The sequence below is a fragment of the Kosakonia cowanii JCM 10956 = DSM 18146 genome (genome assembly GCF_001975225.1).
GTDB lineage: Bacteria > Pseudomonadota > Gammaproteobacteria > Enterobacterales > Enterobacteriaceae > Kosakonia > Kosakonia cowanii.
Window position 1 is genome coordinate 2,634,797 of sequence record NZ_CP019445.1, and the last position, 12,490, is coordinate 2,647,286.

At 55.4% G+C, this 12,490-nt stretch carries 11 protein-coding genes; all 11 read left to right on the plus strand.

Annotated elements, in window-relative coordinates; all coding sequences use genetic code 11:
* Positions 1-5: 5 nt before the first annotated feature.
* Complete coding sequence (locus tag BWI95_RS12395) at positions 6-722, plus strand: succinate dehydrogenase iron-sulfur subunit (protein WP_042712260.1); 717 nt, start codon at positions 6-8, stop codon at positions 720-722.
* 363 nt (positions 723-1,085) lie between these two features.
* Positions 1,086-3,893 carry a 2-oxoglutarate dehydrogenase E1 component gene (sucA, locus tag BWI95_RS12400; protein ID WP_042712261.1) on the plus strand — a complete coding sequence of 936 codons (2,808 nt, stop codon included), beginning with the start codon at positions 1,086-1,088 and terminating at the stop codon, positions 3,891-3,893.
* A gap of 14 nt (positions 3,894-3,907) precedes the next feature.
* A complete protein-coding gene (odhB, locus tag BWI95_RS12405; protein ID WP_076769564.1) occupies positions 3,908-5,134 on the plus strand; it encodes a 2-oxoglutarate dehydrogenase complex dihydrolipoyllysine-residue succinyltransferase in 1,227 nt (408 codons plus the stop codon).
* 123 nt (positions 5,135-5,257) lie between these two features.
* Positions 5,258-6,424 (plus strand): ADP-forming succinate--CoA ligase subunit beta, encoded by a 1,167-nt coding sequence (sucC, locus tag BWI95_RS12410; protein WP_034811760.1) that lies wholly within the window; start codon positions 5,258-5,260, stop codon positions 6,422-6,424.
* Positions 6,424-7,293, plus strand: coding sequence for a succinate--CoA ligase subunit alpha (gene sucD / locus BWI95_RS12415; RefSeq protein ID WP_042712262.1), 870 nt, complete (start codon positions 6,424-6,426; stop codon positions 7,291-7,293). Before sucC ends, sucD begins: the two co-directional genes overlap by 1 nt.
* An 810-nt stretch (positions 7,294-8,103) precedes the next feature.
* Positions 8,104-9,672 carry a cytochrome ubiquinol oxidase subunit I gene (gene cydA / locus BWI95_RS12420; protein WP_042712263.1) on the plus strand — a complete coding sequence of 523 codons (1,569 nt, stop codon included), beginning with the start codon at positions 8,104-8,106 and terminating at the stop codon, positions 9,670-9,672.
* Between the two features lie 15 nt (positions 9,673-9,687).
* A complete protein-coding gene (gene cydB, locus BWI95_RS12425) occupies positions 9,688-10,827 on the plus strand; it encodes a cytochrome d ubiquinol oxidase subunit II (RefSeq protein ID WP_023478221.1) in 1,140 nt (379 codons plus the stop codon).
* A gap of 14 nt (positions 10,828-10,841) precedes the next feature.
* On the plus strand, positions 10,842-10,955 hold the full coding sequence (cydX, locus tag BWI95_RS12430; protein WP_071789428.1) for a cytochrome bd-I oxidase subunit CydX: 114 nt from the start codon (positions 10,842-10,844) through the stop codon (positions 10,953-10,955).
* Positions 10,955-11,248 (plus strand): cyd operon protein YbgE, encoded by a 294-nt coding sequence (ybgE, locus tag BWI95_RS12435; RefSeq protein ID WP_054803722.1) that lies wholly within the window; start codon positions 10,955-10,957, stop codon positions 11,246-11,248. The genes cydX and ybgE overlap by 1 nt, the downstream gene beginning before the upstream one ends.
* A gap of 148 nt (positions 11,249-11,396) precedes the next feature.
* Positions 11,397-11,801, plus strand: a complete 405-nt coding sequence (ybgC, locus tag BWI95_RS12440; protein WP_034811764.1) for a tol-pal system-associated acyl-CoA thioesterase — start codon at positions 11,397-11,399, stop codon at positions 11,799-11,801.
* Complete coding sequence (tolQ, locus tag BWI95_RS12445; RefSeq protein ID WP_023478229.1) at positions 11,798-12,490, plus strand: Tol-Pal system protein TolQ; 693 nt, start codon at positions 11,798-11,800, stop codon at positions 12,488-12,490. Before ybgC ends, tolQ begins: the two co-directional genes overlap by 4 nt.

Consider the following 12,490-nt stretch of genomic DNA (forward strand, 5'->3'; position numbering starts at 1 on the left):
GATTGATGAAACTCGAATTCTCGATTTATCGCTATAACCCGGACGTCGACGACGCGCCGCGTATGCAGGATTACACCCTCGAATCGGAAGAGGGTCGCGACATGATGCTGCTTGATGCCTTAATGCAGCTGAAAGAGACCGACTCCACGCTGTCGTTCCGCCGCTCCTGCCGTGAAGGGGTATGCGGTTCCGATGGCCTGAACATGAACGGCAAAAACGGGCTGGCCTGTATCACTCCGATTTCCGCGCTTGGCAACGGCAAGAAGAAGATTGTGATCCGCCCGCTGCCGGGCCTGCCGGTGATCCGCGATTTGGTGGTGGACATGGGGCAGTTCTATGCCCAATATGAAAAAATTAAGCCTTACCTGTTGAATAATGGGCAAAATCCGCCGGCGCGTGAGCACCTGCAAGGGCCTGAACAGCGTGAGAAACTCGACGGTCTGTATGAGTGTATTCTCTGTGCCTGCTGCTCGACCTCTTGCCCGTCGTTCTGGTGGAACCCGGAGAAATTCATCGGCCCGGCAGGCCTGCTGGCGGCATACCGCTTCCTGATCGACAGCCGCGATACGGAAACGGATGAGCGCCTTGATGGCCTGAGCGATGCTTTCAGTGTATTCCGCTGCCACAGCATCATGAACTGCGTCAGTGTATGTCCGAAAGGGCTTAACCCAACGCGCGCCATTGGCCACATTAAGTCAATGTTGCTGCAACGCAGTGCATAAAAAGGTAAAGCCGGATGGCACTTGCGCTTATCCGGCCTACAGTATTGATAAGCCCGGTAAGCGCAAGCGCGCCGGGCGAGTAAAAGCAGCAGAAACCTCTAAAAACCGCCACTGAAACATAATTGAGATGTTTGGCGCGAGACAAGGCGGCAATTGAGCGCATCCCGGGGAGCATAGTGAACTATGTGACCGAGGTGAGTGAAGGCCGCCAACGCCGTCGCAGCCCGAACAACGACGATTAGGCTGTTTTTAAAGGTTCCTTCGCGGGTCAAAGAACCCGCAGGTGAACCCTGGGACGTGCGCGTACGTGTACGTCGAAGTTATCCACGGCGAAGTAAGCATAACAATGCTTAAGGGATCACGATGCAGAACGGCGCAATGAAAGCCTGGCTGGACTCTTCTTACCTCTCTGGGTCTAACCAGAGCTGGATAGAACAGCTCTATGAAGACTTCTTAACCGATCCTGACTCGGTAGATGCGAACTGGCGATCTATGTTCCAGCAGTTACCAGGTACCGGAGTCAAACCGGATCAGTTCCACTCCAAAACGCGTGATTACTTCCGCCAGCTGGCGAAGGACGCTTCACGTTACTCCTCCTCGATTTCCGACCCCGATACCAACGTTAAGCAGGTCAAAGTCCTGCAGCTCATTAACGCCTACCGCTTCCGTGGTCACCAGCATGCGAATCTCGATCCGCTGGGATTATGGCAGCAGGAGAGGGTCGCCGATCTCGATCCCGCATTCCATGACCTGACCGAAGCCGATTTCCAGAACAGCTTCAATGTCGGGTCATTTGCTATCGGCAAAGACACTATGCCGCTGGGCGAGCTGCTCCATGCGCTGAAAGAGACCTATTGTGGCTCCATCGGCGCCGAGTACATGCACATCACCAGCACCGAAGAGAAACGCTGGATCCAGCAGCGCATCGAGTCGGCCACCGGCAAATCCAGCTTCTCGGCAGAAGAGAAAAAGCGCTTCTTAAGCGAACTGACCGCCGCCGAAGGGCTGGAGCGCTATCTGGGCGCGAAATTCCCTGGCGCGAAACGCTTCTCCCTTGAGGGTGGCGACGCGCTGGTGCCGATGCTGAAAGAGATGATCCGCCACGCCGGTAAAAGCGGCACCCGCGAAGTGGTGCTGGGCATGGCGCACCGCGGTCGTCTGAACGTGCTGGTTAACGTGCTGGGCAAAAAGCCGCAGGACCTGTTCGACGAGTTTGCCGGCAAGCATAAAGAGCATCTCGGCACCGGCGACGTGAAATATCACATGGGCTTCTCGTCCGACGTTGAAACCGAAGGCGGCCTGGTTCACCTGGCGCTGGCGTTTAACCCGTCGCACCTCGAGATCGTAAGCCCGGTGGTTATCGGTTCCGTGCGCGCGCGTCTCGATCGCCTTGATGAACCGAGCAGCAACAAAGTGTTGCCGATCACTATTCACGGTGACGCGGCGGTCGCAGGCCAGGGCGTGGTGCAGGAAACCCTCAACATGTCCAAAGCCCGCGGCTATGAAGTGGGCGGCACCGTGCGTATCGTTATCAACAACCAGGTGGGCTTCACCACGTCGAACCCGCTGGATGCGCGCTCAACGCCGTACTGTACCGATATCGGTAAAATGGTGCAGGCGCCGATTTTCCACGTTAACGCGGACGATCCGGAAGCCGTGGCTTTTGTCACCCGCCTGGCGCTCGATTTCCGTAATACCTTCAAACGCGATGTCTTTATCGACCTGGTGTGCTATCGCCGTCACGGCCATAACGAAGCCGATGAGCCGAGTGCAACCCAGCCGCTGATGTACCAGAAAATCAAAAAGCACCCGACGCCGCGTCAGATTTACGCCAGCCGTCTGGAGCAGGAAACCACCATCGCCGCGGAAGACGCCACCGAAATGGCTAACGTCTACCGCGATGCGCTCGACGCCGGTGAGTGCGTGGTCGCTGAATGGCGTCCGATGAATATGCACTCCTTCACCTGGTCGCCGTACCTCAACCACGAGTGGGATGAGAGCTACCCGAACAAGGTGGAGATGAAGCGCCTGCAAGAGCTGGCGAAGCGCATCAGCACCGTACCGGACGCGATTGAGATGCAGTCCCGCGTAGCGAAAATCTACGCTGACCGTCAGCTGATGGCGAACGGCGACAAGCTGTTTGACTGGGGCGGCGCGGAAACCCTGGCTTACGCTACGCTGGTGGATGAGGGCATTCCGGTGCGTCTCTCCGGTGAAGACTCCGGTCGCGGCACCTTCTTCCACCGTCATGCTGTGGTTCATAACCAGACTAACGGTTCGACTTACACCCCGCTGGCACACGTGCATAACAGCCAAGGCGCGTTCCGCGTCTGGGACTCCGTGCTGTCGGAAGAAGCGGTGCTGGCGTTTGAGTATGGTTACGCCACCGCTGAGCCGCGCACGCTCACCATCTGGGAAGCGCAGTTCGGCGACTTCGCCAACGGTGCGCAGGTGGTTATCGACCAGTTCATCAGCTCCGGCGAGCAGAAGTGGGGCCGTATGTGTGGCCTGGTAATGCTGCTGCCGCACGGCTATGAAGGGCAGGGCCCGGAGCACTCCTCCGCGCGTCTGGAGCGCTATCTGCAACTCTGCGCCGAGCAGAATATGCAGGTTTGCGTGCCGTCGACCCCGGCGCAGGTTTACCACATGCTGCGTCGTCAGGCGCTGCGCGGTATGCGCCGTCCGCTGATTGTGATGTCACCGAAATCCCTGCTGCGTCATCCGCAGGCGGTCTCAACGCTTGATGAGCTGGCGAACGGCACCTTTATGCCGGCGATTGGCGAAGTGGACGATCTCGATCCGCAGGGCGTGAAACGCGTTATCCTCTGTTCCGGTAAGGTTTATTACGATTTGCTGGAACAGCGTCGTAAGAACGATCAGAAAGATGTCGCGATTGTCCGCATTGAGCAGCTCTATCCGTTCCCGCACCAGGCGGTGCAGGAAGCGCTGAAGCCGTACGCGCATGTGCATGATTTTGTCTGGTGCCAGGAAGAGCCGCTGAACCAGGGCGCATGGTACTGCAGCCAGCATCACTTCCGTGATGTGATTCCGTTTGGGGCAGGTCTGCGTTACGCAGGTCGCCCGGCCTCCGCCTCTCCGGCGGTGGGATACCTCTCCGTTCACCAGAAACAGCAACAAGATCTGGTAAATGACGCGCTGAACGTCAATTAATTAAAGGATAAATAATGAGTAGCGTAGATATTCTTGTTCCCGATCTGCCTGAGTCCGTTGCTGACGCGACCGTTGCAACCTGGCACAAAAAACCAGGCGATAGCGTTAAACGTGATGAAGTGCTGGTAGAAATCGAAACTGACAAAGTGGTACTGGAAGTGCCGGCGTCAGCGGACGGCATCCTTGATGCCGTGCTGGAAGAGGAAGGCACAACCGTTACCTCCCGCCAGATTCTGGGCCGTCTGAAAGAGGGCAACAGCGCAGGCAAAGAGAGCAGTGCTAAATCTGAAGAGAAAGAGTCTACACCGGCGCAGCGCCAGCAGGCCTCGCTGGAAGAGCAGAACAATGATGCCCTGAGCCCGGCGATCCGTCGCCTGCTGGCCGAGCACAACCTGGAAGCCAGCGACATCAAAGGTACCGGTGTTGGTGGTCGTCTGACCCGTGAAGATGTTGAGAAGCATCTGGCGAAAGGCCCGGCGCAGAGCGCTGCACCAGCGGCAGCTCCGGCTGCTGCCAGCACCCCGGCTCCGGCCCCGGCTGGCCGCACGGAAAAACGCGTACCGATGACCCGCCTGCGCAAACGCGTAGCCGAGCGTCTGCTGGAAGCGAAAAACTCCACCGCCATGCTGACGACCTTCAACGAAGTCAACATGAAGCCGATTATGGATCTGCGTAAGCAGTACGGCGACGCGTTCGAGAAGCGTCACGGCATCCGTCTGGGCTTTATGTCCTTCTACGTGAAAGCGGTGGTTGAAGCGCTGAAACGCTACCCGGAAGTGAACGCTTCTATCGATGGCGATGATGTGGTTTACCACAACTATTTTGATGTCAGTATGGCTGTTTCCACGCCGCGTGGCCTGGTGACCCCGGTGCTGCGCGATGTCGACACCCTCGGCATGGCAGATATCGAGAAGAAAATTAAAGAGCTGGCGCTGAAAGGGCGCGACGGCAAGCTGACCGTGGAAGATCTGACCGGCGGTAACTTCACCATTACCAACGGCGGTGTCTTTGGTTCGCTGATGTCCACCCCGATCATCAACCCGCCGCAGAGCGCGATCCTCGGCATGCATGCCATTAAAGATCGCCCGATGGCGGTTAATGGCAAGGTTGAGATCCTGCCGATGATGTACCTGGCGCTCTCTTACGATCACCGTCTGATCGACGGCCGTGAGTCTGTGGGCTATCTGGTCGCCATCAAAGAGCTGCTGGAAGATCCGACCCGTCTGCTGCTGGACGTGTAGTCGGCCAGGGCCCGGCGGATGCCGGGCCTGAAGTCATCACCTGACTGTGGGCGGATCCGGCAAACAGGGCACCCCGACCCGCAGACACCCTGATAATGATTACCTGAAGGATGGATAGAACAGATGAACTTACATGAGTATCAGGCGAAACAGCTTTTTGCCCGGTCAGGTCTGCCGACTCCGGTTGGATACGCCTGTACTACCCCGCGTGAAGCCGAAGAAGCGGCATCAAAAATTGGCGCAGGCCCGTGGGTTGTAAAATGCCAGGTTCACGCAGGCGGCCGCGGTAAAGCGGGCGGCGTAAAAGTGGTGAACAGCAAAGAAGAGATCCGCGCATTCGCGGAGCACTGGCTGGGTAAACGCCTGGTAACCTACCAAACAGACGCTAACGGCCAGCCGGTTAACCAGATTCTGGTTGAAGCGGCGACCGATATCGACAAAGAGCTTTACCTGGGCGCGGTGGTTGACCGTAGCTCACGTCGCGTGGTGTTCATGGCCTCCACCGAAGGCGGTGTTGAGATTGAGAAAGTGGCGGAAGAGACCCCGCACCTGATCCACAAAACCACTATCGATCCGCTGACCGGCCCGATGCCGTATCAGGGTCGTGACCTGGCGTTCAAACTGGGTCTGGAAGGTAAGCAGGTTCAGCAGTTCACTAAAATCTTTATGGGTCTGGCGACCATCTTCCTTGAGCGCGACCTGGCGCTGATCGAAATCAACCCGCTGGTGATCACCAAGCAGGGCGACCTGATCTGCCTCGACGGCAAACTGGGCGCGGACGGCAACGCACTCTTCCGCCAGCCGGATCTGCGCGAAATGCGCGACCAGTCTCAGGAAGACCCGCGCGAAGCGCAGGCTGCACAGTGGGAGCTGAACTACGTTGCCCTCGACGGCAACATCGGCTGCATGGTTAACGGCGCAGGCCTGGCGATGGGCACCATGGACATCGTTAAACTGCACGGCGGCGAACCGGCTAACTTCCTCGACGTTGGCGGCGGCGCGACCAAAGAGCGCGTAACCGAAGCTTTCAAAATCATTCTCTCCGATGAGAACGTGAAAGCCGTTCTGGTTAACATCTTCGGCGGCATCGTGCGCTGCGACCTGATCGCAGACGGCATCATCGGTGCAGTAGAAGAAGTTGGCGTGAACGTGCCGGTAGTCGTACGCCTGGAAGGTAACAACGCTGAACTGGGTGCCAAGCGCCTGGCTGACAGCGGCCTGAATATTATCGCAGCGAAAAGTCTGACGGATGCAGCACAGCAGGTTGTTGCCGCAGTGGAGGGGAAATAATGTCTGTTTTGATCGATAAGAACACCAAAGTTATCTGCCAGGGCTTCACCGGAAGCCAGGGTACATTCCACTCCGAACAGGCGATTGCCTACGGTACGCAGATGGTTGGCGGCGTAACGCCAGGCAAAGGCGGCACCACACACCTCGGCCTGCCGGTGTTCAACACCGTGCGTGAAGCGGTAGATGCGACCGGCGCGACCGCAACGGTTATCTACGTTCCGGCTCCGTTCTGCAAAGACTCCATCCTGGAAGCGATCGACGCAGGTATCAAACTGATTATCACCATCACTGAAGGTATCCCGACGCTGGATATGCTGACGGTGAAAGTGAAGCTGGATGAAGCCGGCGTGCGCATGATCGGGCCAAACTGCCCGGGCGTGATTACCCCAGGCGAGTGCAAAATCGGCATTATGCCGGGCCACATCCATCAGCCGGGTAAAGTCGGCATCGTTTCGCGCTCCGGCACCCTGACCTATGAAGCGGTTAAACAGACCACGGATTACGGTTTCGGTCAGTCCACCTGTGTAGGCATCGGCGGCGACCCGATCCCGGGCTCTAACTTTATCGATATCCTGAAACTGTTCCAGGAAGATCCGCAGACCGAAGCGATCGTCATGATCGGTGAGATCGGTGGTAGCGCGGAAGAAGAAGCCGCAGCCTATATCAAAGAGCACGTCACCAAACCGGTTGTTGGCTACATCGCCGGTGTTACCGCGCCGAAAGGCAAGCGTATGGGCCACGCAGGCGCCATCATCGCAGGCGGTAAAGGTACGGCGGACGAGAAGTTCGCGGCGCTGGAAGCAGCTGGCGTGAAAACCGTGCGCAGCCTGGCCGATATCGGCGACGCTCTGAAAACAGTAATTAAATAAAAAACCATCGCTCCCCCACGCAGGGGAGCAGCGCAATTCGACATGGTTGGCCGCTCCTGGAGCGGCCTTTTTTATTGCCCGAATCTATGCGTGGTAAAAAAAGGGAGGCAGGCAGGGGAGGGCGCTTGCAGCATTATCCTGCGACCTGACAGCAGGTCATAAAAGTTATGAATAATAGCGCTAAGTATCGCCTTTTAAAGATGCTTATTTTTATAATAACGAAGCGGTGTTAATTATATTAATTGGATAAGTGAAATATTTGTAAAATCAATCTGGAAATAGTTGAGCCATTTCACTTAAGACTTACTCATTTTTCCCCTTTTTAACTTACCGGGTAAAGTAACTTACCTTTCTTCGCTTTATTCGGCAATTGATAACCATAAATTGCGTTACAGTAAACATATTATTAACACTGCTTTTACCCGGCGGACACCTTAAATACAAAATTAACACCGTCAATGGTAAATGATTTAAATCAATATTTAAAAGCTTGGAAAAGCAGTCAAAACTCGCTAAATTGTCGCGGATCAAATTGACCGCGAAGTGCAAAGTTGGGGATTAATTGATCGCCGTCGTAAAACGTAAAACATAATCAATAAATGCTTTTTATTGTTACGGTTTTGCGGAGTAATATATTCGCGAGATCAATTCGAATTTTTTATTAACCTGGTTGTAACTTTTTTTATTCATTGTCCCGACATTGGGAGAGTGAATAAAACAGTGCAGCAAATTTGTATTGGGGCATGCGTGTGAACCTTCGCTAACGGGGGTTTACTCTCGGAGTCTTCATGCGATGAGCAAGGAGTCATGATGTTAGATATAGTCGAACTGTCACGCTTACAGTTTGCCTTGACCGCGATGTACCACTTTCTGTTTGTGCCGCTGACGCTTGGTATGGCGTTCCTGCTGGCAATTATGGAAACGGTCTACGTCCTCTCCGGCAAACAGATCTACAAAGATATGACCAAGTTCTGGGGCAAGTTGTTTGGGATCAACTTCGCGCTGGGCGTGGCGACCGGTCTGACCATGGAGTTCCAGTTCGGGACTAACTGGTCTTACTATTCTCACTACGTTGGGGATATTTTCGGTGCGCCGCTGGCCATTGAAGGTCTGATGGCCTTCTTCCTCGAATCCACATTCGTGGGTCTGTTCTTCTTCGGTTGGGATCGTCTGGGCAAAGTTCAGCACATGGCGGTAACCTGGCTCGTTGCTCTGGGCTCCAACTTGTCCGCACTCTGGATCCTCGTCGCCAACGGCTGGATGCAGAACCCCATCGCCTCTGATTTCAACTTCGAAACCATGCGTATGGAGATGGTGAGCTTCTCTGAACTGGTGCTTAACCCGGTTGCGCAGGTCAAATTTGTGCACACCGTGGCTTCCGGCTACACCTGCGGCGCTATCTTCATTCTTGGTATCAGCTCCTACTACCTGCTGCGCGGTCGTGACGTTGCGTTTGCGAAACGCTCCTTTGCTATCGCAGCCAGCTTCGGTATGGCGGCAATCCTCTCCGTTATCGTGCTGGGTGATGAGTCCGGTTACGAAATGGGTGACGTGCAGAAAACCAAACTGGCCGCCATTGAAGCGGAGTGGGAAACCCAACCGGCTCCGGCAGCGTTTACCCTGTTTGGTATTCCGGATCAGGATAAACAAGAGAACAAATTCGCTATCCAGATCCCGTTTGCGCTCGGCATTATCGCTACCCGCTCGGTCGACACGCCGGTTATCGGCCTGAAAGACCTGATGGCGCAGCACGAAGAGCGTATCCGTAACGGTATGAAAGCTTACCAACTGCTTGAACAGCTGCGCTCCGGCTCCGCGGATCCGGCAGTACGTGAGCAGTTCAATAACGTGAAGAAAGATCTCGGTTACGGCCTGCTGCTGAAACGCTATACCCCGAACGTCACCGACGCGACGGAAGCGCAGATCCAGAAAGCGACCCAGGACTCTATTCCACGCGTTGCGCCGCTCTACTTCGCCTTCCGTCTGATGGTGGCCAGTGGCGTGCTGATGCTGCTGATTATCGGCATCTCCTTCTGGACGGTGATCCGTAACCGCATCGGCGAGAAGAAATGGCTGCTGCGCGCCGCGCTGTATGGCATTCCGCTGCCGTGGATTGCGATCGAATCAGGCTGGTTTGTGGCTGAGTACGGTCGTCAACCGTGGGCGATTGGTGAAGTGCTGCCGACTGCCGTTGCCAACTCCTCATTGACCGTCGGCGATCTGCTGTTCTCAATGATTCTGATTTGCGGCCTTTATACGCTGTTTATGGTGGCCGAAGTGTTCCTGATGTTCAAATTTGCTCGCCTTGGGCCGAGCAGCCTGAAAACAGGTCGCTATCACTACGAGCAGTCCACTGTGACTACTCAGCCGGCACGCTAAGACAGGAGTCGTGAAATGATCGATTATGAAGTATTACGTTTTATCTGGTGGCTGCTGGTGGGCATTCTGCTGATCGGTTTTGCCGTCACCGATGGTTTCGACATGGGCGTTGGCATGCTGACCCGCGTGTTGGGGCGTAGCGACACCGAGCGCCGCGTGATGATTAACTCCATCGCGCCGCACTGGGACGGCAACCAGGTCTGGCTTATCACTGCCGGTGGCGCGCTGTTCGCCGCCTGGCCGATGGTCTACGCGGCAGCCTTCTCCGGCTTCTATGTGGCGATGATCCTCGTGCTGGCCTCACTCTTCTTCCGTCCGGTTGGCTTTGATTACCGCTCGAAGATTGAAGATGTGCGCTGGCGCGGCATGTGGGACTGGGGCATCTTCATCGGTAGCTTCGTGCCGCCGCTGGTGATTGGCGTGGCGTTCGGTAACCTGTTGCAGGGCGTACCGTTCCACCTGGATGGCGACATGCGCCTCTTCTATACCGGTAACTTCTTCCAGCTGCTGAACCCGTTTGGTCTGCTGGCCGGTGTAGTGAGTGTGGCGATGATCCTGACCCAGGGCGCGACCTACCTGCAAATGCGTACCGTCGGCGAACTGCACCTGCGCGCACGCGCCACGGTACAGATTGCAGCCCTGGTTACCCTGGTCTGCTTCGCGCTGGCCGGTGTTTGGGTGGTGTACGGTATTGATGGGTATGTGATCACCTCTGCGATGAATCACCATGCTGCCTCGAACCCGCTGACCAAAGAAGTTGCGGTACAGGCGGGTGCCTGGCTGACTAACTTCAACAATACTCCGGTATTGTGGGCGATCCCGGCGCTGGGCGTGGCGCTGCCGCTGTTGACTATCCTGACTGCGCGTCTGGATAAATCAGCCTTCGCCTTTGTCTTCTCGTCCCTGACGCTGGCGTGCATCATTCTGACCGCAGGTATCGCGATGTTCCCGTTCGTCATGCCGTCCAGCACCATGCTGAACGCCAGCCTGACAATGTGGGATGCGACCTCGACGCAGCGCACGCTGAACCTGATGACCTGGGTTGCTGCGGTATTCGTACCGATCATTCTGCTCTACACCACCTGGTGTTACTGGAAAATGTTCGGTCGTATTACCAAAGAGCAGATCGAAAGCAACACCCACTCTATGTACTAAGTAAGGAGCTGAATATGTGGTATTTCGCCTGGATTTTAGGAACGCTTCTTGCCTGTGCTTTTGGTGTGATCACCGCGCTGGCGCTGGAACATGTTGAAGCAACCAAAGCCGGTCAAGAAGAACATTGATGGATAAGATTATCGCAAAGCTCTATGCGGTAATGGACAAGGGCCCGTTACGGGCCCTTTCCTTAATAATGGCGCTGCTGCTGGCAGGGTGCATTTTTTGGGACCCGTCGCGCTTTGCGGCGAAAACCAGTGAGCTTGAGATCTGGCATGGTCTGCTGTTGATGTGGGCCGTTTGCGCCGGTGTGATCCACGGCGTCGGTTTTCGTCCTCGCGCGCTGCACTGGCAGGGGCTGTTTTGCCCGCTGATTGCTGATGTTGTGCTGCTTGCAGGTCTGCTTTTCTTCTTCTTTTGAATAAGAAATATCCGCTATCCCGATGGGCTTGCAAAAGCCCATAAATTTTTACTCTCCGTTTACCACAACCCATTCCAAAGCACCTTGCCCGCGCGTATAGTAGCGAAGTTTAAAAGCTCTAACCTTTTTTGCATTACCGGGATGTAAAGTGAATACAACGCTGTTTCGATGGCCGGTTCGTGTCTATTACGAAGATACTGATGCCGGTGGTGTGGTTTACCACGCCAGCTACGTTGCTTTTTATGAAAGAGCCCGCACCGAGATGCTGCGCCACCATCACTTTAGCCAACAGGCTCTGCTGGCAGAGCAGGTCGCGTTCGTGGTGCGCAAAATTACGCTGGAGTATTTTGCACCCGCCCGACTCGACGACATGCTCGACGTCCAAACGGAAATAACATCAATGCGTGGAACGTCTATGGTGTTCTCGCAGCGGATCGTCAACGCAGAGAACAAAGTGCTGAACGAAGCTGAAGTGCTGGTTGTCTGTGTTGATCCACTCTTAATGAAGCCTCGTGCGCTTCCCAAGTCTATTGTCGCGGAGTTTAAGCAGTGACTGACATGAACATCCTTGATTTGTTCCTGAAGGCGAGCCTTCTGGTCAAACTTATCATGTTGATTTTGATTGGTTTTTCAATCGCATCCTGGGCAATCATTATCCAGAGAACCCGCATCCTCAACGCCGCAGGGCGTGAAGCGGAAGCGTTCGAAGATAAGTTCTGGTCCGGCATTGAACTCTCTCGTCTCTATCAGGAAAGCCAGGGCCGTCGCGATAATCTGAGCGGCTCTGAACAGATTTTCTATAGCGGTTTTAAAGAGTTTGCCCGTCTGCATCGCGCCAACAGCCACGCGCCGGAAGCGATTGTTGAAGGTGCCTCCAGGGCGATGCGTATCTCGATGAATCGCGAACTGGAAAGCCTCGAAAACCACATTCCTTTCCTCGGTACCGTTGGCTCCATCAGCCCCTATATTGGTCTGTTTGGTACCGTCTGGGGGATCATGCACGCCTTTATCGCGCTGGGCGCGGTGAAACAGGCGACGCTGCAAATGGTTGCACCGGGTATCGCTGAAGCGCTGATCGCCACCGCTATCGGCCTGTTCGCGGCAATTCCGGCGGTGATGGCCTACAACCGTCTGAACCAGCGCGTCAATAAACTGGAACAGAATTACGACAACTTTATGGAAGAGTTCACGGCTATTCTGCATCGCCAGGCGTTTGCCAGCAGCGACAGCAATAAGGAGTAA

What these genes read in the sequence shown, in the direction of transcription:
- cydB (WP_023478221.1), top strand. Translation starts at nt 9,688, where the DNA reads ATGATCGATTATGAAGTATTACGTTTTATCTGGTGGCTGCTGGTGGGC.
- sucD (WP_042712262.1), top strand. Translation starts at nt 6,424, where the DNA reads ATGTCTGTTTTGATCGATAAGAACACCAAAGTTATCTGCCAGGGCTTC.
- sucC (WP_034811760.1), top strand. Translation starts at nt 5,258, where the DNA reads ATGAACTTACATGAGTATCAGGCGAAACAGCTTTTTGCCCGGTCAGGT.
- sucA (WP_042712261.1), top strand. Translation starts at nt 1,086, where the DNA reads ATGCAGAACGGCGCAATGAAAGCCTGGCTGGACTCTTCTTACCTCTCT.
- odhB (WP_076769564.1), top strand. Translation starts at nt 3,908, where the DNA reads ATGAGTAGCGTAGATATTCTTGTTCCCGATCTGCCTGAGTCCGTTGCT.
- cydA (WP_042712263.1), top strand. Translation starts at nt 8,104, where the DNA reads ATGTTAGATATAGTCGAACTGTCACGCTTACAGTTTGCCTTGACCGCG.
- BWI95_RS12395 (WP_042712260.1), top strand. Translation starts at nt 6, where the DNA reads ATGAAACTCGAATTCTCGATTTATCGCTATAACCCGGACGTCGACGAC.
- cydX (WP_071789428.1), top strand. Translation starts at nt 10,842, where the DNA reads ATGTGGTATTTCGCCTGGATTTTAGGAACGCTTCTTGCCTGTGCTTTT.
- ybgE (WP_054803722.1), top strand. Translation starts at nt 10,955, where the DNA reads ATGGATAAGATTATCGCAAAGCTCTATGCGGTAATGGACAAGGGCCCG.